Annotated in this window: 19 protein-coding genes; 9 read left to right on the forward strand and 10 right to left on the reverse strand. The window is 49.4% G+C overall.

The genetic code is table 11. From position 1 onward, the window contains the following. Positions 1-218: 218 nt before the first annotated feature. From JNUCC32_RS10635 to JNUCC32_RS10650, 4 genes are all read right to left on the reverse strand, one after another. Positions 219-815, reverse strand: coding sequence for an AAA family ATPase (locus JNUCC32_RS10635; protein WP_036663100.1), 597 nt, complete (start codon positions 813-815; stop codon positions 219-221). Between the two features lie 63 nt (positions 816-878). Further along, positions 879-1304: a GNAT family N-acetyltransferase gene (locus tag JNUCC32_RS10640; protein WP_192572649.1), complete on the reverse strand. Its 426-nt coding sequence runs from the start codon at positions 1302-1304 to the stop codon at positions 879-881. Positions 1305-1314: 10 nt separating this feature from the next. Then, the gene (locus JNUCC32_RS10645) at positions 1315-1707 is read right to left on the reverse strand and encodes a VOC family protein (RefSeq protein ID WP_145036252.1); all 393 of its coding nucleotides are present in this window, start codon (positions 1705-1707) and stop codon (positions 1315-1317) included. A gap of 80 nt (positions 1708-1787) precedes the next feature. Continuing rightward, the gene (locus tag JNUCC32_RS10650; protein WP_192571978.1) at positions 1788-2270 is read right to left on the reverse strand and encodes a GNAT family N-acetyltransferase; all 483 of its coding nucleotides are present in this window, start codon (positions 2268-2270) and stop codon (positions 1788-1790) included. A gap of 215 nt (positions 2271-2485) precedes the next feature. Here JNUCC32_RS10650 and JNUCC32_RS10655 point away from each other — a divergent pair, with 215 nt between their 5' ends. Then, the gene (locus JNUCC32_RS10655; protein WP_192571979.1) at positions 2486-3610 is read left to right on the forward strand and encodes a DUF4261 domain-containing protein; all 1125 of its coding nucleotides are present in this window, start codon (positions 2486-2488) and stop codon (positions 3608-3610) included. A 245-nt stretch (positions 3611-3855) separates the two neighbouring features. Continuing rightward, positions 3856-4791, forward strand: coding sequence for a tyrosine-type recombinase/integrase (locus tag JNUCC32_RS10660; RefSeq protein WP_192571980.1), 936 nt, complete (start codon positions 3856-3858; stop codon positions 4789-4791). A 170-nt stretch (positions 4792-4961) separates the two neighbouring features. On the opposite strand, the gene yedF is transcribed toward JNUCC32_RS10660, so the two are convergent. From yedF to JNUCC32_RS10680, 4 genes are all read right to left on the reverse strand, one after another. Next, the gene (gene yedF / locus JNUCC32_RS10665) at positions 4962-5189 is read right to left on the reverse strand and encodes a sulfurtransferase-like selenium metabolism protein YedF (protein WP_192571981.1); all 228 of its coding nucleotides are present in this window, start codon (positions 5187-5189) and stop codon (positions 4962-4964) included. Further along, a complete protein-coding gene (gene yedE, locus JNUCC32_RS10670) occupies positions 5179-6333 on the reverse strand; it encodes a selenium metabolism membrane protein YedE/FdhT (protein WP_255250530.1) in 1155 nt (384 codons plus the stop codon). The genes yedF and yedE overlap by 11 nt, the downstream gene beginning before the upstream one ends. A gap of 228 nt (positions 6334-6561) precedes the next feature. Beyond that, positions 6562-7062: a DinB family protein gene (locus JNUCC32_RS10675; RefSeq protein WP_192571982.1), complete on the reverse strand. Its 501-nt coding sequence runs from the start codon at positions 7060-7062 to the stop codon at positions 6562-6564. 146 nt (positions 7063-7208) lie between these two features. After that, entirely contained in the window at positions 7209-8819 is a 1611-nt protein-coding gene (locus JNUCC32_RS10680; RefSeq protein ID WP_192571983.1) for a bifunctional metallophosphatase/5'-nucleotidase, read from the reverse strand. Positions 8820-8996: 177 nt separating this feature from the next. Between JNUCC32_RS10680 and JNUCC32_RS10685 the strand changes: the two genes are divergently transcribed. From JNUCC32_RS10685 to JNUCC32_RS10715, 7 genes are all read left to right on the forward strand, one after another. Then, positions 8997-9986: a phosphate/phosphite/phosphonate ABC transporter substrate-binding protein gene (locus JNUCC32_RS10685; protein WP_430623457.1), complete on the forward strand. Its 990-nt coding sequence runs from the start codon at positions 8997-8999 to the stop codon at positions 9984-9986. 21 nt (positions 9987-10007) lie between these two features. Beyond that, positions 10008-10781, forward strand: a complete 774-nt coding sequence (phnC, locus tag JNUCC32_RS10690) for a phosphonate ABC transporter ATP-binding protein (protein ID WP_192571984.1) — start codon at positions 10008-10010, stop codon at positions 10779-10781. Further along, positions 10778-11602, forward strand: coding sequence for a phosphonate ABC transporter, permease protein PhnE (phnE, locus tag JNUCC32_RS10695; RefSeq protein ID WP_192571985.1), 825 nt, complete (start codon positions 10778-10780; stop codon positions 11600-11602). The genes phnC and phnE (JNUCC32_RS10695) overlap by 4 nt, the downstream gene beginning before the upstream one ends. Further along, positions 11599-12402, forward strand: coding sequence for a phosphonate ABC transporter, permease protein PhnE (gene phnE / locus JNUCC32_RS10700; protein WP_192571986.1), 804 nt, complete (start codon positions 11599-11601; stop codon positions 12400-12402). The genes phnE (JNUCC32_RS10695) and phnE (JNUCC32_RS10700) overlap by 4 nt, the downstream gene beginning before the upstream one ends. A gap of 75 nt (positions 12403-12477) precedes the next feature. Next, the gene (locus JNUCC32_RS10705; protein WP_009590220.1) at positions 12478-12660 is read left to right on the forward strand and encodes a hypothetical protein; all 183 of its coding nucleotides are present in this window, start codon (positions 12478-12480) and stop codon (positions 12658-12660) included. A gap of 401 nt (positions 12661-13061) precedes the next feature. After that, positions 13062-13637: a sigma-70 family RNA polymerase sigma factor gene (locus JNUCC32_RS10710; RefSeq protein WP_096773628.1), complete on the forward strand. Its 576-nt coding sequence runs from the start codon at positions 13062-13064 to the stop codon at positions 13635-13637. Next, positions 13627-14682 (forward strand): hypothetical protein, encoded by a 1056-nt coding sequence (locus JNUCC32_RS10715; RefSeq protein ID WP_192571987.1) that lies wholly within the window; start codon positions 13627-13629, stop codon positions 14680-14682. The genes JNUCC32_RS10710 and JNUCC32_RS10715 overlap by 11 nt, the downstream gene beginning before the upstream one ends. Before the next feature lie 83 nt (positions 14683-14765). Here JNUCC32_RS10715 and JNUCC32_RS10720 read toward each other — a convergent pair whose 3' ends face one another. Beyond that, on the reverse strand, positions 14766-15761 hold the full coding sequence (locus tag JNUCC32_RS10720) for an alpha/beta hydrolase (protein ID WP_192571988.1): 996 nt from the start codon (positions 15759-15761) through the stop codon (positions 14766-14768). 246 nt (positions 15762-16007) lie between these two features. After that, entirely contained in the window at positions 16008-19037 is a 3030-nt protein-coding gene (locus JNUCC32_RS10725) for a discoidin domain-containing protein (protein ID WP_228468933.1), read from the reverse strand. Positions 19038-19165 lie beyond the last annotated feature (128 nt).

A 19165-nucleotide genomic window follows, 5' to 3' on the forward strand; every position in this document is an offset into this window, starting at 1 on the left:
GTACACGCGGTATCTCATTTCATTTCTTCAAAAGCTTGATTTAATCCATAATATCCGAGCAATCAGGATCTATTTTTCGCATAGGAAAAATATTTAGCTGTATTTAAATATTTTAATAGGCTAGGATTTCATTCATGTTCAATGCACAAAAAAAGACGACTTCTCGTCAAGAGAAATCGTCTTTTTTTCATATGGTTTGATCAATCACAACCCTTGGGTTATCCAAAAAACCGAATGTGCGCAAACTTGGTTTTTAAACGGTCGAATTTCTTCCTGCTATTGCTGCGGTTATCGGGCAATAGCTTCACATCGGCCAAAGCACCGATGGTTTCTACCACCTCGTCGATTGACAGATGATCGGTATCGATATGACGCTGGAACACTTCATTCGAGAATCCGCTCATGCACCGATCGATTTGCTGCGCTGCCCACGAATTCGCACCTTCCCCTCGGCTCCGCAATCGTCTTAGCAGGACTTCCTTGGAAGCACACAAGGTGAAATGCCGGACAACAACGCCATCCCGTCTCAGGTTCCCAACGATTTCATCGAAATATGACGCGTTTGATATGGTCATCGGAGCAATGATCAATTGATCGGATTCCTGGTCCATATACTTGAACATGGAGTAGTTAAACTCCCTCCACATCGGATAATGCTGAAAATCATCGCGTGTGGCATCCTTCGGAAGATTATCGCGAATGAAATAACCTGCATTCTCCGGATCGTACACGCACGAGTTCGGTATTCTTCGCTGCAGCTCATGCGCAGCCTGGGTTTTGCCCGAGCCGAATGCACCGTTCACCCAAATAATCATAGATGAAAGTACCCCTTCCTTAACAGGGTTTTGCTTGTATCACATGTCGTCTCTTATGTAAAATTATGCTTTTCTCAGAAAGTCCGGCAATCGAGTCAACGTTTTTCCGTGATCGCGGACAAATCCATATTGTTCGTATAGACCATGGGCATCCCGCGTCGACAAGATGCCGAATAAATTTCGGTAGTCATCGCTGGTGGTAATCGTTTCGATTAACTTCTTTCCTATGCCATGCCCACGGTAAGACTCATCCACAAACACATCGCATAACCAATACACGGTTGCGTCGTCGGTCACGACCCTGGCAAATCCGATCTGCCGGTTGTCGATATAGGCGCCAAAACATGTTGAGCCCTCTAGCGATTTCTTAATTTTTTCATCGGAGCGTTTGTTAGCCCAATAGCTTTGACGCAAAAAATGTACAATGGCATCCATATCCAGGAGGGAAGGGTCGCTGCTTATCAAAATCCGCTTCAGATCGATGTCCATCATCACACCGTCAGTTCCTTTTACCGGAGCCAAATGCAATCACGTAATTGTCCGGATCCTTGATCGCAAAATCCTTCCACACGCCCCAGTCTGCTTCCATGAGCACAGGCTCTTGTACCACTTCTGCCCCGCGAGAGGTTAGTTCTTCATACAACTCGTCTAATTCGCGGTGCGTATCCACATAGGCGTATGTATCCCAAGGCGTCTGTTGATCCTGGCCTGGCGGATTCGGGTTAACGTCCGTCATCGTTGCCGCCTGAATCAGTTTGAAACCTAGCGCAAAATCATCCCTGACCGCCCAAACATCGTTCACTTCACAACCGAGCACCTCTTCATAAAACTGCTTGGATCGGGAAAGATCGGATACCAATCGAACTTGAACTGAGAATTGAATCCTGCTCATAAGATCATCTCCGGCTACTTTTCCTTCCATAATACAATCGTCCGACTCGCTTAACAAGAACTTTTCGTAAGTGCTGAATGCTAAGAATAAAATTCGATGGCAGGGTTGCCTGCATACGTGGTTTCCGAATATTCGCCCGCCTTATATTCCGAGATGATCGTTGTCCAGAAGTTTTGCGCCGGCAGATTTTTTTCCAACCAAGCGATGCTCCACTTCCCCTTGAACCATTCGAATACTTGGAATGCCGCCTGTTTGCCGATACCCTGCTTGCGGTATTTCTTAAGAATAAAAAATTCTGCCATGGAGTAACCGGGATCTGAAAGATCTGATGCTTCGATTTCCCTCACCAACACAAATCCGGCAAGCTTCCCGGATACTTTGACAAAGTAAGGGTGGCGTCCCTCTTCGGTCCAGTAATGGTCTACATACTTATAATCGTAAAGACCGTACTCGTTAACGTCATTATCGCTGTCATCCTCATACGGACTCATATCGTATTGATATAACTCCATGAGGCTGCGCAATACGCTCTTCTGTTCATATGAAATCCTTGCAAGTTTCACATTCTCACCTCTCATGCCATCTCAGCATTTTTATAATTTTAACGAAACACCCTATTCCACATTCTATGTAACCATCCTGCCAGTTATATGTGAAGACGGCAATGGTCATACCATCTACTGGTCATAGACTAGCAATTTCCATCTATTGCTGAGCCATTCAATAGCTTGTAAAATATAACAGTTAATATATCACACATAGTTAAGGAGAGAAACCCATGACGACAGTCCAACAGCAAGCGGCCAAGCGAGCCATGATCGAATGGCTGGCAAATGAACGAGAGCTTGGACATAAGCCCAGCAAAATCGAATTAGCCGGAGAATTCAATCTCCATGGCATGCATTACTACATATTTAAATATAAGAAATCCATGCTTGGTAAATGGCTGGTTGGCGTGTGCGGCGGTTATGAACATGCCTCGGACACCGAGCATTGCGGTCATGTATTCAGTGAGATGCAGCCTTATCATCCTGCCACCGCGGAGGAGGAAGCGATATCCATGGTCAATATGATCCGGGAGTATTGGATGCAGCAGGCGGCGCAGTATGAATCGGCGGAGAATCCAGAGGATGACGCGACAGACAACCAAACGTCATCCGGCATATTCAACGGCTTCGTTCTGTTGAACTCGCCAGAATGCGATTTGGAGCAGATCCAAGCCAATCTTCTGCGCGATTGGAGCATCTCCTGCTCCCCGGAAGACGGCAGCGCCGAAGAGGAGAAGGAAGGCATGCTGGTCTTTGAGGCGGAGGGCTGCATGATTGCAGTCAGCTTCATCAATGCCCCGGTGCCGGATGGCGAGGCCGAGCATTACGCTCAAGGGAACTACCTGTGGCCCGAGGCCGCCGAGGTCACCCAAACCCATGTTGCCCAGCTTATTCTGGCCGTGCTGAAGCGCTCCGCGTCTCCGCTGGATAGCGGAAAAGTGTACGCCAAACTGGCGGCCAGCTGCCTGAAGCTGCCGAATGCCGTCGGGCTCTACTCGTCCGGCACCGTATTTCAGCCTGAGTTCTATATCGATATGGCCGAAACGATGAAGACCGAAGATCTGTTTCCCCTGTTAAATCTCGTATATTTTGGTTTAGTTGGCACCGAAACCGGAATCAACGGATATACCTATGGGCTCAGAGCCTTCGGCAAGGATGAGATCGAGGTGCTGGACAGCCAGGCGACCCCTGCCGAGCTCCGTGAATTCCTGATGGACATTGCTTTATACATCGTGGAGCAGGACGTCACGCTAAGGGACGGGGAAACCATCGGCTTCTCCGCGGAACAGAAGCTTCCGATTACCCGATCCGAGGGCGTGTATCTTCCTGATGACACTCTTAAAATCAAGTACTGAGATTATCGAATCAACTCTCCGACAAAGCACGCCTAGCCATCGATATGGACTTGGCGTGCTTTTTATATTTTCCCACGACTACGACTTTGTTGACGGCTTCCACTCCATTGACGGAATTTGCAACTGGCATACGCTGGGCGGCCGCTATCATTTTGCCAAATTGCTCGATTTTGCTATAATAGAAATTGCATTAAATCTATATTTAATGCAATTTCTGTTCTAAACGATTGGACGGGTGTGAAGCGATGAACTATACCGAAGTTTTTGAGCACTATGAGCGGGAAATGAAGCTGTTTCTCTCCTATATGAAGGATCGCGAATACGCCAAGGATACACAACAGGCCTATCTTCATGATATCAAGCACTTTCTGAACAGCCTTGAAGGGAAACCCATCACGGATATCACAGACATTGATGTGATGTATTATCTGACGCAGGTGCGGGAAAGCGGTGCCGGCGCACGATATCGAAATCGCTGCCAGTCCGCCATCCGTCTCTTCTATAAAGTCATGATCCGTTTCAAATTGGCGAGCACCAATCCTGCCATGGATATCGAAAAAGCCAAGGTGGAGAAAAACCGTCAGCCTACTTATCTTCAAAAGCCGATTCTGGATGCTTGCCTGAGCGGGATTGAAGGAAGATATAAAATTCGAGACGTGACCATCATTGCGCTTATGGCTTATGCGGGTCTTCGGGTTAGCGAGATCGTGAAGCTGAATGTATCGGACTTTGATCTGGAGAACTCCAGCATCGGAGTGCTGGGTAAAGGCAATAAATGGAGGTACATCCCCCTCCCCGCCGAATTGAACAAGCTGCTGCAAATGTACCTGGAAGAACGGATGGCACCCAGAAGCTCAAAGGATAACGCCTTCTTCGTATCGCAGTTTCGGCGCAGAATCAGTAAACGCATGGTGCAGACGATAGCCGAGAAGACGTTTGAGGCGATGACCGAGCAGTTTCCGCAGTTATCCGGGCAATCTCTATCCGCTCATAAGTTAAGACACTCCTTTGCCACCGAGCTGCTGCGCAACGGAGCTGATCTGCGTGCTGTGCAGGAGCTCCTCGGACACGAGGATATATCCACCACGCAGATTTATACCCATGTGCTGGATGAGACTAAAGAGCGCGCCATGAACAAAATCCGACCGGCGATCCCCCTTCTCTTCTCGACTAAGTCGTAAAGGAGTTGCAAAAACTCTTATTTAACCGTGTTTGTTTATCGCTCCACATTCTACCTGCACATGAATATAGCAGCCACCCTGGTGGCAACAATTTCCCATTCCCCAGACTCATATGCACGCGAAAAAGCCCCCATTCACTAGGGGGCTTTCCTGCAAATATGATGATCCTGTTACGCCTGAATGAACAGGCTGAACTCCTGGCCATTTTTGACCGGTTCCTGTGCCATGGTGTAGCCGTGCTTGACGACTTCCTCCGGCACGTTCCGAAACGCGGACGGACAGTCTGAAATGACCTGAAGCATTTGTCCTTTTTTCATATCACGCAGCGTTTCGAGTGTATAGATGACCGGGTAAGGACAAGATTCCCCCCGGAGATCCAGAGTAAAATCAACGGACATGGGTTGCATCCCCTTTCTTGAATCCTACGCCGAAGCGGTAGTTTTTTTGCCAGTACGCGGCGACAGCGAATCCGACCCCGAGTACGATGAGCGTAACCGTCAAAGCAGCCGCCGGACCCATGGCGGTGATCAGGTTGACAGGCGAGCCGCTCTTCACAAGCAGATCGTATACCCCCATGTGATCCCAAGCGTATGCTAATGCGGTAGCTCCTACAATGTTACCGATAAACACAGGCAAGAAGACAACCTGTCCTTCCATCAAACGGTACATCATGCCGGTTTCGCAGCCGCCGGCCATGACGATGCCCAGACCGAACAGCAGTCCGCCAATCAAGGTGCTGGGAGCGGCAATTTTCGTAATCGGCTCTAATCCGTACACAAGAATAATGACCAGCGTGGCGACGGAACTGACTGCCATGCCCAAAGTGATCGCTTTGGTCATCGTGGCCCGGCCGCTGATCCACAGATCACGAAAAGCGGAAGTGAAACAGATCTGCCCTCGTTCAATCAAGATGCCGAACGCTGCGCCGAATAGGGCGGCGGTCCCCAGCATGGTGCGCCCCGTTGCATAGAAGCAGACAATCAGCGCGAGGTAAGTCAGACCGAGTACCGCCCCAAAGAGCGGTTGCCGGTTTTTACCCTGTTTAACGCTCGGCAGGCTGCCGCCTTTTTTCAGCACGGGCTTGCCTTTCCACCACCTTGTGTTGACCAGCTTGGCACCCAGGAAAGTGCCTGCCCCCGTAGCCACGATGAAGATCCAGGCATGAAGCGAGAACTGAGGCACACCGGTAAAAAAGGCAGCGAGGTTGCAGCCCAGGGCCAGTCGGGCTCCGAAACCCGCGATGATGCCTCCGGCAAACCCCTGTACATACCGCCGCTTCTGTCTCGGCATGCGGATCTTGAAATTGCCGCTTAGCAGAATCGTAATCAGGGCTCCGATGAACATGCCCCAGACGATCCATCCGTCGGTCCGCGTCCAGGTCGTGCCGTTCATATGGACAAGGTCGAAGTACGCCCAGCCGGAAACATCCACCCCCACGAATTCCAGAAGATGCCCGCCCAGACGGGTGAACTCACCGGTTACGGCCCAAACCGTATGGGTGATACCGAAATAGACGGCGCTGAGAATACCGGCCATAGCCATAACCAGATAGGGGCTCCAGTAGTTCCCGAACCATGTTGAATATAATTTTTTCACCTTGCTCAATAACTCCTCTACCAGAAAATTCACGATCCTGATCGATCATAAAACCCACAAATTTCATTTTACTATAAAATCCTCGCTGCGGGAGGGAAAGATTCAACAAAAAAAGCCGCGAAATTCGCGGCTTCATTTGCTTGCAAATGGCGAGTTTTACAAGCTCGTACACGTTCACAGCGGCGGGTGTTCCACTCCCATTTGTATCCACCCTTCCTTTGAAGGACCATATACCGCCGGGATCTTCAATCCCGCTTGTCGCATCAGAACGGTAACCTGTCCCCGATGGTGGACAATATGCTTGATCAATCCCATGAAGATGGTAGCATTGGATTCCTGACGACCGAAAGCATTCTGAACCTGCGTTAACGTCTCATCCGTCCATTGTTCTTCAACTGCTTTTGCTGCGTCGGAACTTAGAAGCTTAAACGTCTCCGCGATTTCCTTCGCCGCGGGTACTTCTGCTGAATTTGGTATCTGCTCAATGACAAGGCCAAATTCAGACAAATACTCAGGAATATTCGTTACGAAGTGCCATGCAATCCTTCCGAGCGTCCTCCCTTCAGGATATACTTGCTGCTGTAAGGATTCATCCGTCAAACTGTCTAAAATCCTTTGCGTTAGAGCGGCTTCGTCCTTCCATTCCGTGATGAAATCGGCAACGGTTCTATACATGATAACCCCATCCCTCCTTGAGAAACTCGTTCTCTGCTTGGTAAAATCGGTTACACGTTCCTTCCCCCCGAGAGAGGAAATCGGATGACGTGCTCAGATCAATCATAATCGCTAATAGTGACAAGTATTGTCATCAATAGATGAATTTATTTCGCGATCTTTGGAAGCGAGACATTGGCTTCGACGACCACTTTCCAATTGCGATTACAAGAAGCCGTTATGAACCCACGTCCTGAAATATACTCCTCTACTAACTCTGCGGTATCGATGAGAATCTCGCGAATCACTTTCTTGCCCCGGAACATGAAGTAGTCTCCTCCTCCGCTTGCCCGGTAGCTGTTCATGACCACATCCAGCTCCTTCTCGTCCGGGAGGTCTACTCCGTTGTATTTCAGATTGATCACCCTGGATCCCTGAGGCTCCGCAATGTTTAGCGTATATTCAATGCCTTCCCACATGTCATAGTTATAATGCTGGGGTTTCGGCTCCAAATATGCCGGATTTACGGCAGGGCTCCCGTTCGGGCCGACCACGAAATAGCAGGCCGTCTGCTCCAGCGCGGCCCGGATGTCTTTGCCGGTCAGGCGCAGCACGACCAAGGTATTCGGAAACATGAAATTCGTAAGGATATCCCGCCTCGTAATGATCTCTCCGAAGCCCTTGGAAGATTCGCTTAGTAAAGCCGCGCAGGAAACGTTAACCCCCGCGAATTCAAGCTGCACGCGATGAATGAACTCGATAAAAGGATGCTCCGCAAGCCGGCAGGCTGTCGGATCGCTCAGGCTCATATTGCCGTGAACGCGTCCAATCGTTTCGTTGAGCCATGCCTGAGTCCGGTCTTCGAGGTCCCCGCTGGAAGAAAGCAGGTTCTTATCGGCCGCCGTCCCGTGCTCCGGTCGCAGCAGCTCGGCTCGTTTCTCCACGATGACCCAGCGTTCTTGTTCCCGAACGAGATCAACGCTGATTTTGCCGATAGCCTGGCCGTTGCAGCCGGGCTGAACGACCGCCACCCCATGCAAATGCGTACCCAGCAGGCGATGCTGGTGCCCGGTGATCAGCACATCGATGCCCTCTACCTCAGCACACATCGCATAGGCCTGATTTTCTCCCGTCAGATTTTCCGTCGGCTCCCCCGTCACCATATCACGCTCGAATCCGCCGTGGTATGCCACAACCATCACATCGGGCCGCTCTTCCCTTCGAATGCGCGGCACCCATTCCTTGACGGTTTCCAATGCATCATGGAATTCCAGACCCTGAATATGAAACGGGTTCTCCCATTTCGGAATATAGTGCGTCGTCACGCCTAGAACCGCAACCTTGATGCCGTTCAGATCCTTGATCAGGTAAGGCTGTCCGAAAGCCGGCTTCTTGCTGCCCTGCAGCCGGATGCCTGCTGACAGCCAAGGGAACACGGAACTTCGCACGACGTTGTCCACGGTTCCCATACCATAATTGAATTCGTGGTTTCCCAGCACAGCCGCATCATAACCAAGTCCATTCATAGCCGCAATCATGGGGTGTATTTCGGCATTGTTTTTTAATGAATAGGCAGCCAGCGGAGATCCCTGAATCACATCTCCATTATCAATCAGCAGCAAGCCCGGATGTCTGCGCCGTTCTTCACGGATCAGGGAAGCCAGCTTGCCAAGTCCGATATCCCGTTCGTCCCGGGTTCGGTAATCGGTTGGATACAGATGCCCATGCAGGTCGCTAGTAGCCAGCACGGCGATCGTTCTTGCGATCGTCGATTTCATGCCATCCCTCCTGTTCTTACCTTCTCCTTGCTATTCTATCAACCGAGATGCAGCTTTATATTAAAATTCCAAAACTTTACAAAGAGTTATCAATTCATTGACAGACCATTAACACTCCGTCCTTATAGTGAAGCAGGTAAGACAAAATACGTTATCTAAAAAACGGAGGTCATTGCTTTGAAAAAATGGATGAAATTCACGATGCCCCTGCTCTTATCCGTCGCTGTCCTCAGCGGATGCGGAGGGAATGCCGACACTGGCGGCAAAGCCGCTGCCAACGCGAGCCAGGAGAAACCGCAAGGTACGAATGCGGACAGCAGCCCAGCATCGGAACCGACCGGATACGTCCCGGAAAAACTGACGGTGCAATTCGTCCCTTCCCAGAATGCGGACACGCTTGAGGCCAAAGCTAAACCGCTAGAGAAGCTGTTGTCCGATAAAGTCGGTATCCCGGTAGAGGTCAGCGTATCGACCGACTATAACACCATCGTAGAAGCAATGGCATCCAAGAAAGTGGACGTAGGCTTCCTGCCGCCCACCGCCTATGTTTTAGCCAAGGAGAAGGGCGCTGCCGAAGTTATTCTTCAGGCCCAGCGTTTCGGCGTCAAGGATGAAACCGGCGAACCGACGGAAGAGCTTGTTGATTTTTATAAGGCGATGCTGATCGTGAAAAAAGACGCTGCCATCCAATCCGTGGCTGATCTGAAGGGAAAGAAAATCGCCTACCAGAACGTCTCGTCTTCTGCCGGCTATGTATGGCCGGCTGCGGTCTTGATGGATAACGGAATAGATCCGCTGAAGGATGTCCAGCCGGTTACGGTCAAAGGTCATGACCAGGCAGTCCTTGCCGTGCTGAACGGCGATGTCGACGCGGCAGCCATCTTCCAGGATGCCCGCAATGTCGTCAAGGGGGATTACCCGACCGTGTTTGAAGATACGCGCGTGCTGACCTATACCGAGAAGATTCCGAACGATACGATCAGCGTGCGTTCCGATATGAACCCCGAATGGGTGGAGAAGCTGCAAAACGCGTTTATCGAGATCGGACAAGACGAGGAAGGCCACAAAATCATATCCGAAATTTACACGCATGAAGGTTATGTCAAATCGGAAGACACTCAATTTGAGATTGTCCGGGAATATGGCGAAAAGGTAAAGACCGAGTAAAAAGATAAGGGACTGAAGGCCATGATTGAAATTCGCAATGTTTCAAAAACATACGCTAATGGAACCAAAGGATTACATCATATCAATCTGACGATCGGCCGCGGCGAGTTCGTGGCGATCGTCGGGTTGTCCGGTGCCGGTAAGTCGACCCTGCTGCGGTCGATGAATCGGCTTCATGACATTACCGAGGGAGAAATCGTGATTGGCGGCCAATCGATTACATCGGCCAAGGGCAAGGAACTGCGCCGCATCCGCCGGGATATCGGGATGATTTTTCAGAGCTTCAACCTGGTGAAGCGCTCCTCCGTGCTTCGCAATGTGCTGGCCGGACGCGTCGGCTACCATTCCACCCTGCGCACCCTATTGGGCCGTTTTCCCAAGCCCGATATGGACTTGGCCTTTCAGGCGCTGGATCGGGTAGGCATTGTCCAAAAGGCGTATGCCCGCGCAGACGAGCTGTCCGGCGGACAGCAGCAGCGGGTCGCAATCGCCCGAGTGCTGGCGCAGGAGGCAAAGATCATTCTGGCGGACGAGCCGGTGGCTTCCCTGGATCCTTTGACCACAAAGCAGGTCATGGATGACCTGAAACGGATTAACGCGGAATCCGATATTACGACCATCGTGAATCTTCATTCGATCGATCTGGCCAGGCAGTATGCTACGCGGATTATCGGAATGCGCGCCGGAGAAATTGTTTTTGACGGCCCCGTGTCGGACGCGACGGACGAGCGATTTACGGAAATATACGGAGAGCCATTCGGCAAGGATGGAATATGGGAGGAAACGGCGGTATGAAGATGGAACTCGACACGGCGCCATTCGAGCAACCGGGGCAGTCTCCCCTGCTCCGTCCGAAACCGCCTGGCAAACTAAAGCATTATTTAACGGCGGCATTCCTGCTGCTGCTGGTATGGGTCAGTGCGCTTCAGACGGATGCTACCTTCAAGGAGGTTGTGGAAGGTCTCCCGAACATGCTCGATCTGCTGCAGGAAATGTTCCCGCCGAGATGGAGCTATCTCGACAACATCTGGCAGGCGATGCTGGAGACGATACGCATGGCGCTGATCGGGACCACGCTTGGCGCCTTTTTGGCGGTTCCGGTGGCGCTGCTATGTGCAGGCAATCTGATCAAGAGCCGCTGGATCACTTATCCGGTCCGCTTTTTGCTGAACTTGGTCCGTACGATTCCGGACCTGCTGCTCGCCGCTTTTTTTGTCGCGATACTGGGACTCGGTCCACTGCCGGGAATCTTTGCCCTATCCGTCTTTTCGCTGGGTTTGATCGCGAAGCTCACCTATGAAGCGCTGGAAGCGATAGATCCCGGTCCGCTGGAGGCCATGACCGCAGTCGGTGCAAATCTGGCGCAGTTGATCGTGTATGGCGTCGTCCCGCAAATTCGGGCGCATTTCGCTTCCTTCACCTTGTACACGTTCGAAATCAACGTCCGTGCCGCTGCCGTACTCGGTCTGGTGGGGGCAGGCGGCATCGGTCATTATTATGAAGTAACGCTCGGCTTCTTCGAATATGACAAAACATGCATGATCATCATCTTCACCCTGATCGTGGTCCTGATAATCGATTACCTTAGTACGAAATTGCGGGAGAAATGGATATGAGCAAATCATGGAACGACGTCGTTCCCCAACCGAAAAAAAGCCGCCTTCGCTGGCTCATCTACGCCCTGCTTGCCGTTGTTTATATCTGGGCTTTCGCGGGCATTCCGTTCTCCGGGGTCAAGGAGACCGCCGGTCAGGTGACGAGGGCCATATTCTCCGGTTTGTTTTCGCCGGATTGGGATTTTGTCTACCTGCCTGGCGGAGAAGATCTGCTTCGGGGCTTGCTCGATACGCTGGCCATTTCCATATTGGGGACGGTCATCTCGGCATTGATCTGCATCCCGTTCGCTTTCTGGGCCGCAGCTAACATGAGCCGGACGGTATTCGCTTCCGGCTCCGGCAAAACGTTGCTCAGCTTGATCCGCGTTTTTCCCGAAATCGTGATGGCGCTGCTGTTTATCAAGGCGGTCGGGCCCGGATCTTTTGCCGGCGTACTCGCATTAGGCCTGCATTCCGTCGGCATGCTAGGCAAGCTGTTCGCCGAAGAGGTGGAGCAGATTGATACAGGTCCGACCGAGGCACTGATCGCCGCGGGGGCGACGCGGCTGCAAATGGTGCGATTCGCCGTACTGCCGCAGGTGCTTCCGGGTTTTCTCTCGTATATCCTTTACCGTTTCGAGATTAACCTTCGCTCCGCCACCATCCTCGGGGTCATCGGCGCAGGCGGCATCGGCACACCGCTCATTTTTGCGCTGAGCTCACGGAACTGGGACCGCGTCGGCATCATTTTGCTCGGCATCATCGTGATGATCACCTTGGTCGATTTCATTTCGGGATCGCTCCGGAAAAAGCTGGTTTAACCAAACCGTGAATAACTTTGGAAGCATCCTCCATACTAGGGAAGAACAACATATTTGAACCTAGGAGGAACCCTAATGCTCGACAACTTGGAAAGCGACTACGACTGCTCCAAAGCCGGCGACGATCTCCATCAACTTAAGCAAGAGCTTGCTGCGTTGCGGGGACAAGGCACTGGAGACTCGGAAACGCAGGAACGATTGAACCGATTGGAGAATCAAATTTCCTTCATCATGAACAAGTGCGACATTCACCATTAACGTGCAACCTCCCTCTTATATTCGAGATCTGTTATGATCTTGCCTATAACAATGTCACACCATTGATTTTGCTTGGCATGGATCTTCAAATCCCCTCCATGATTAAAAAAACCTCGTATCCGTGAAGGATACGAGGTTTTTAAGTTGTTCCTTGTTGACCAGCAGATAGAGTATCCTCTACTTTTCCACGTATTCCATAGTAAATTCATATCCAGCGCTTCTATAATAGAGTCTGCCGAGTCATTATTTTATCAACCAATATTAATTCCTCCAGCTTACATCGCCTTTGAAACTTAAAGTAACGCAGCGATCGTTTAAGAAAAAATAATCAAGAACCCGAACCTTTTTTCGATAGAGAGACAATATAGGGTGTAAGCTGCTTACCCAGGAGGGCCCTCTGAATGCAAAGTGAATATATGTTCCAATTACTCAAACAAATGAAAGACGGTGATCAACAGGCATTTCATGCGATGTATGATGCCACCTATCAGGATGTCTACCGGACCGTTTCTTTTCTGGTGGATCATCCGCAGGACCGGGAAGATGTCATGAATGAGATTTATATGCAAATGTGGACGTCGCTGGCCAATTACGATACGAACCGACCTTTCCATTTCTGGCTGCATGGCCTCGTCATCCGTCAAGTGCAAAGATTTCGAGTCAAGCGCTGGCGGAGATTCCGAATTTTCGAGCGCATTCGTGCCTTCGCCCGGGAAGAGTCGCATTGGGATCAACCTTCGGTGTTAATGGACGGGACGAACCAAATGATATCGCAGGCCATCCACAAACTGACGGATAAACAGCGAACGGTCATTATCCTCCGCTTTTTTCACGACTATACGCTGGAGGAGATTGCGACCCTACTCGATATTCCGCTGGGTACCGTCAAGTCCAGATGTCATGCGGGCATCCAGGCACTTCGAAAAAACATATGGAATCTCCCCCCGGAAAGGATGGAAAAGATCAATGACTATTGAACGCAAAATCCGAGAGCATCTGCGCAAAGAAGCAGAAACGTTGGATTGCCCTCAAGCCATTACCAACCGAATCGAGCAATCCTATACACAATATTTGCAAAGACAAAGGAGCGGAAAAACCATGAAAAAACGTTTTATAGCTGGAATAGTAGCAACGGCGATTTTGATTCCAACCGCAGCATTTGCTGCACCTACCCTGATTGAAATGCTGACCAGAACGCCGATGACCGCTGAACAAGTCAAGACGGATGAGATTGGCAAAGCTACCCTTGAGAAGCTGTACCGCGCATTTCCCGAAACCAAAAAGTTTGAGATCATCGATGCAAGCACCGTTCAAGGTGTCCAAACCAGCATCATCCTTCAGGAAAAAGGAGGAACCGGCAAAAAGATAGCCCTTCATACCAACAGTGTGACGGGTGAGATCGAACACGTGATTCAAGAGAATTGGGAGCCTAAGGAGAAGCCGCTGACGGCTTTAACCGAACAGGAAATCAAGTCGAAGGCCGATCATCTGATCCATGCATTATACGGCAGCATCGAAGCGTACGAGTTTGCTATGGAGCCAATGGAGAACCCGGATCAGAAAACGTTGATGCTGAATTACATCCAAAAGGGATCAACAGCCCCCTTCTACCAGGTACTGGTTCAGGACCATTCCATCAGTCTTTCGCTGATTGGAGGTGAAACATCGTCCTCAGACGATAAAGTAGAAGGTTTCTTCACTACGGATGGCAAGCCTGATTATTTTGCAGATGCCTTTTTGAATGACGACAAACTTTTTTCCTTACTCAACATGGGCCCGATTGAACTAAAGCAAGAATTAGCTAAAGGTAAATCCGTAGTGGAGATTGCAGCATCCAAAAATGTCTCGAAGCAGCAGGTTGTGGATGTCATTGCACAATCACAGGTTGACTTGCAAATCCAAAGTGAAGCGAATGGCGAACTTCCTGCCAACAACCTTTCAAATGATCAAATGTTAAAAGCTATTGAACCGAAAGTATTGCAAGTTATCGAATACAAATCGGTAACGCCTTCAAAGAAATAACTCATTGATCCAACAAAAAGCCGGATTCCTTCATAGAAGGAAAGCCCGGCTTTTTCATTGAATCCATTCTATGCACATTTTCGTTAAAGGGCTTGCCCCTCCTTTACTTCTTCGATAAATTCGCTAAAGGTTTCTGCAATGTCTTTGTACTCGGTATGATGCAAATAATGCTCTCCTTCAAGGGGTATTACTTTTCCGTGGTCAGAATCCTTTACCTGCTCTTCATGCAATGGAATCCAGGTTGGAAAGTCTGGATTATCCGCTTGTACAAAGAGAAGAAGCGGAAGATCTTTAGGGAAGGTTAAATCCTGAGCCCCTTTAAAATTAGAAGGAATATGCTCCATCTCGTTAAAAATCGTGGCGGTTAACGCGTTTTTATTCGTAATCAATCTCATTTGTTCTTTGGTATGGTCATCAAATGCTAGAGCAGCATAGGGATCGGGACCGAGCTTCATCATCAATCGCATAAGACCTGATTTTTTAAGAAACGCGAACTTTTTCATTGGGAATTTAACGTCCATGCCTGGTTGTGTCGGAACACTGCTATCAATGCCGACAAATGCGTTTACCTCGTTTGGATATTTGCTCACATAATCAATTCCGTAAATGCCTGCAATGGAATGGCCCATGAGCGTATAACGGTTAATATTAAGCTGCTGCAGAGCTTCATGGACTTCACTTACGATGTTATCCGTGGTTCGTTCTTTATCGGTTCCATCACTTAAGCCATAACCAAAAGGTTCAACGGCAACAACTCTATAAAATGGAGATAATTCATCGATCAGCAGCTTAAAATCAAGAGCGGGTGCTGCTGTTCCGGCACCTGGAAGGAGTACAATCGTTTCTTCGCCTTCTCCTTGAATATATACATTCATATTTTTGCCATCGACAGATACCTGTTGGCCATAGGGCTCGATTCGCTTCGCTTCGGAATGGCTGCTGATCACATTGCTGATATACACAATGCCCAGAAAAAGAAAGATGGCAATAACGATTGCTCCAATGATTTTTAGCAATATACTTCGTGCTTTCTCGGATTTCTTCCCGTTCCACGTATTCACTTTCTCAGTTTGTGTCACGCTCATCTTCTCCTGTCCTGATCGGTTGGTTAGGCTTCCTCCATGTGCCGCTAATGAAATCTTAACCAATGAAGATGTACTCCCCGTAACGACAATATGAACGGAGTATGAACTGGCAAAAAAAACTACGGTCTCACATGCAAGGAAGTTTGCGCATGAGCCGTAGCTATGAGAATAATGTAGGCTATGAATCTAATGAGTCCGCCAGCAATATAATGGCATGGATGACGGCGAATAAATAATCTGCTATGGATTATGGAGCGTTGCTGCATCACGTATTAAATATTCCGCAATCTCGGTGGAGATATGTTTCCCTTTTTGTGCATGGACTTCTGAAATGAAACTGCTTAGGCTTTGTTTTTGCAATTTTTTCAGCAGACTGTTAGCAATCCCTTTGTTGTTGATTGTTCCCTCGTCTGCAAAACGTTGAACCAGTTCCTCAAGGGAGGCATAACTTGTTTTCACTTGAAAGTCTACGGATTGTGTAGATGTATTCCCTGCTATGTCCACAGCCTTTATCGTAAATGTATGTGTACCCAGCTCAAATTTGTATAAAGGAATACCCTTTAGATCCGTTATGACCTTCCCATCCAACATGACTTCGGTTTTTGCTTGGTCGATACCTGAAAGCGTGTCTGCCATTTCAAATTCGGGTTGAAACACACCCGTGTTGAATTCGGAAGATGCGACTTGGTTTATCATAATCTCCGGAGCCGTCCAATCCACCGTAATATGGCTGGAAGCTTGAAAATCACCGTCTTCCGTCGTAGCCGTGATGACAGCCCTTCCTTCCCCTTCTGCTGTCACGATGCCATGATCGTCTACCGTTGCCACCTGGTCTTGATTCGTGCTCCATGTCACATTCTTATTGGTTGCATGATCAGGCAAAACCGTTGCTCGGAGCCCTACGCTTCGGCCGGAAGAGGAATTAAACACGAGCTCCGGTTTGTCAAGCGTAATTCCGGTAACGGGGACGTTATCAGAGGTATGCTCAACGATGAGTTCATTTAATGCAATGTTTCCCCATATCCGATTCCCGTCATTCACCTTTAATCGAAGTTTATTGGCGTTTACCGTTGGAAAAGAAACGCCCTGGCGCTCTTTGGTGCTGTCATTAAACTCCCATTCGATCGATGCGTCAGATAAAGCCGTTCCCCAGCGGCTACCGTCGAAATACTCCACGTCAATATTAGTGATGCCTTGCCCGATTCCAAAAAACGTAACTAGCGTAACCTTGTTGACCGGTACGCTATGATTGCCGTAGTCAAGGGTAATATAACCCGGGAAGGCAATATCACCGGTACTTCCCCATGCAGAGTTCAAATTGTTGTCGATGATGCTGGTAATGGTGCCTGCCCCCGTAGCAAAGGTTGTGGTGACCATATCTTTGGACAGTTCGGGATTGTTATACAATTCAAGCTCGTTCAGTGCGATTCGCCCCGATTGGTTAGCACCGTCATGGACCTTCAGTCTGATTTTAGAGAATCGAGTAAGTGGAAATTCCACGGATTTGATCTCGTTTGCCCCCGTGTTCAGATCCCAAGTCAGATTAATATTTGTGCGCAGGGGAATCCATCCCGAACCATTGCTGTATTCAAGATCAAAGTTCGTGATTCCCCATTCTTGCCCGTATCTAGTATTTAACTTCAATTGGTTGGCGATCAGCGTTTGCTCGCCGAAATCGAGCGTGATATCGTTCGGAAATGAAGGCGTAATGCCGGTTTCCCATGCCGTGTCGTATTCATTATCGATGATATGTTCGATCGGACCTGAAGAGGACGATTCAAATGTCGTACTAGCAGCTGCCTGCGTAGCCAGATTGTCAACAGGTGTGCTGGCTGGCCGTTTCGGAACGATGACGATCGGATCAGGCATGTTCCCGGCTGGTGGCACACTGCCCTCGTATTCGTGGGCACCGATGTCGGGAGCGCCATTATATATCGGGTTGCCGAAATAATCCCGCCCTCCGTTATCGCTTACACGAATGCCTGCTCCAATGAGTGGCGAATTCGCTTGCAATTGGTACCCATGTACTGTATCCATGCCATTCCCGCCGCTACCGGGATCAACGAATCTCGGATCGTCCGTTATCTTATGGGCATCGGCCTGCACGAGTGTGTTCCCTCCGTAATATGCGTTGTAGTCAAACGTCTGGCCCGTCAAATCCCATCCCTTATCGCCGACGCTGTAGTACACATTATTATAGTTATAAATGTTGCGCGGAGCACCCGAAGCCTTGGTGAAGTAATCGCTCATGACCGGGTTGCCGGATGATTTTCCTACGTATATCGTATTATTGTAGTTATAGACGTTATCAATGGAACCGCTGTAACGGAATATGCTTTTTCTGTCGTTTTGGCTAATGTTGTATCTAACGATGGTATTGATTGTGTAGTACGTGTCGTTTACGAACAGCATAAAGCCGCCAGCGTTATCATGACTGTAATTGTACTGAACCAACGAATTGATGTTTCCTGCATCCACGTCGAAGCCATGCCCGTCTTCCGCGCCGTTCACGCTGGCAAACGATTCGTTGAATTGAACGAGATTATTGTCCGCATACGCCCACCAAATGGAAGCGTTGGTTGCCAAATACGTAGCTTGTTGAACGGTGTTGCGCTCGACTACCGCTCCATCGGTGACATTCCACGCGATGCCGCCTGTTGCTGCTCTGATGACCGTATTATTGGATATTTTCACTTGGGTTGACGGCGTCCAGGGCCCGTATGGTTTAGGCACCCAAGGCCATAAATCGCCCATTCCGTAGCGCAAGATACAATTGGAGCCAATGTATATACCATAGGCATCCACGTCCGTCAGTATATTACCGTCAATGAGAACATCGTTAAAAGCGCTGGGTGTCATCGACCCAACCGAATCGAAAATAATCCCCCCGGAGCGTGTGGTATACGATCCATCGACATCATGGATGTTCATGTTTTTGATATAGATGTGATTCAATAAACCAGCTTCCTCATTCAAGATATAAACACCGCGCCTTTGGCCCCGCGGATTCTCCCAATCTCGATCAAAAGGCAGCGGCGAGCTGTTTGTTACCTCCAGGTTGTTGATTTCCCAGTACTCCTGGTTTTTCAAAAATACGGCTTCCAGTTCGGACGTAATTCCTGCGATTAATGGTTTGCTTCCGGAACCGTACATATCGATAATGATCGGATTTCCGCTTGAACCTGAACCTTTAGGCCACAGTCTGCCGTTCCAACTCTCCCCGGCTTTGAACAAGATTTTGTCGCCTGGGGCAAAGGTAGTTGCGTTCACTTTATCCAACGATCTCCATGCAGAGGCTTGACTTGTGCCGTTATTCCCATCATCTCCCCCTGTGCTGTCCACATAATAAGTGGTTCCCGCAGCTAAAGCGGTCGACGGTGAAACGGTAACCCAATTGC

The organism is Paenibacillus sp. JNUCC32, assembly GCF_014863545.1.
GTDB classification, from domain to species: Bacteria; Bacillota; Bacilli; order Paenibacillales; family Paenibacillaceae; genus Paenibacillus_AQ; species Paenibacillus_AQ lautus_A.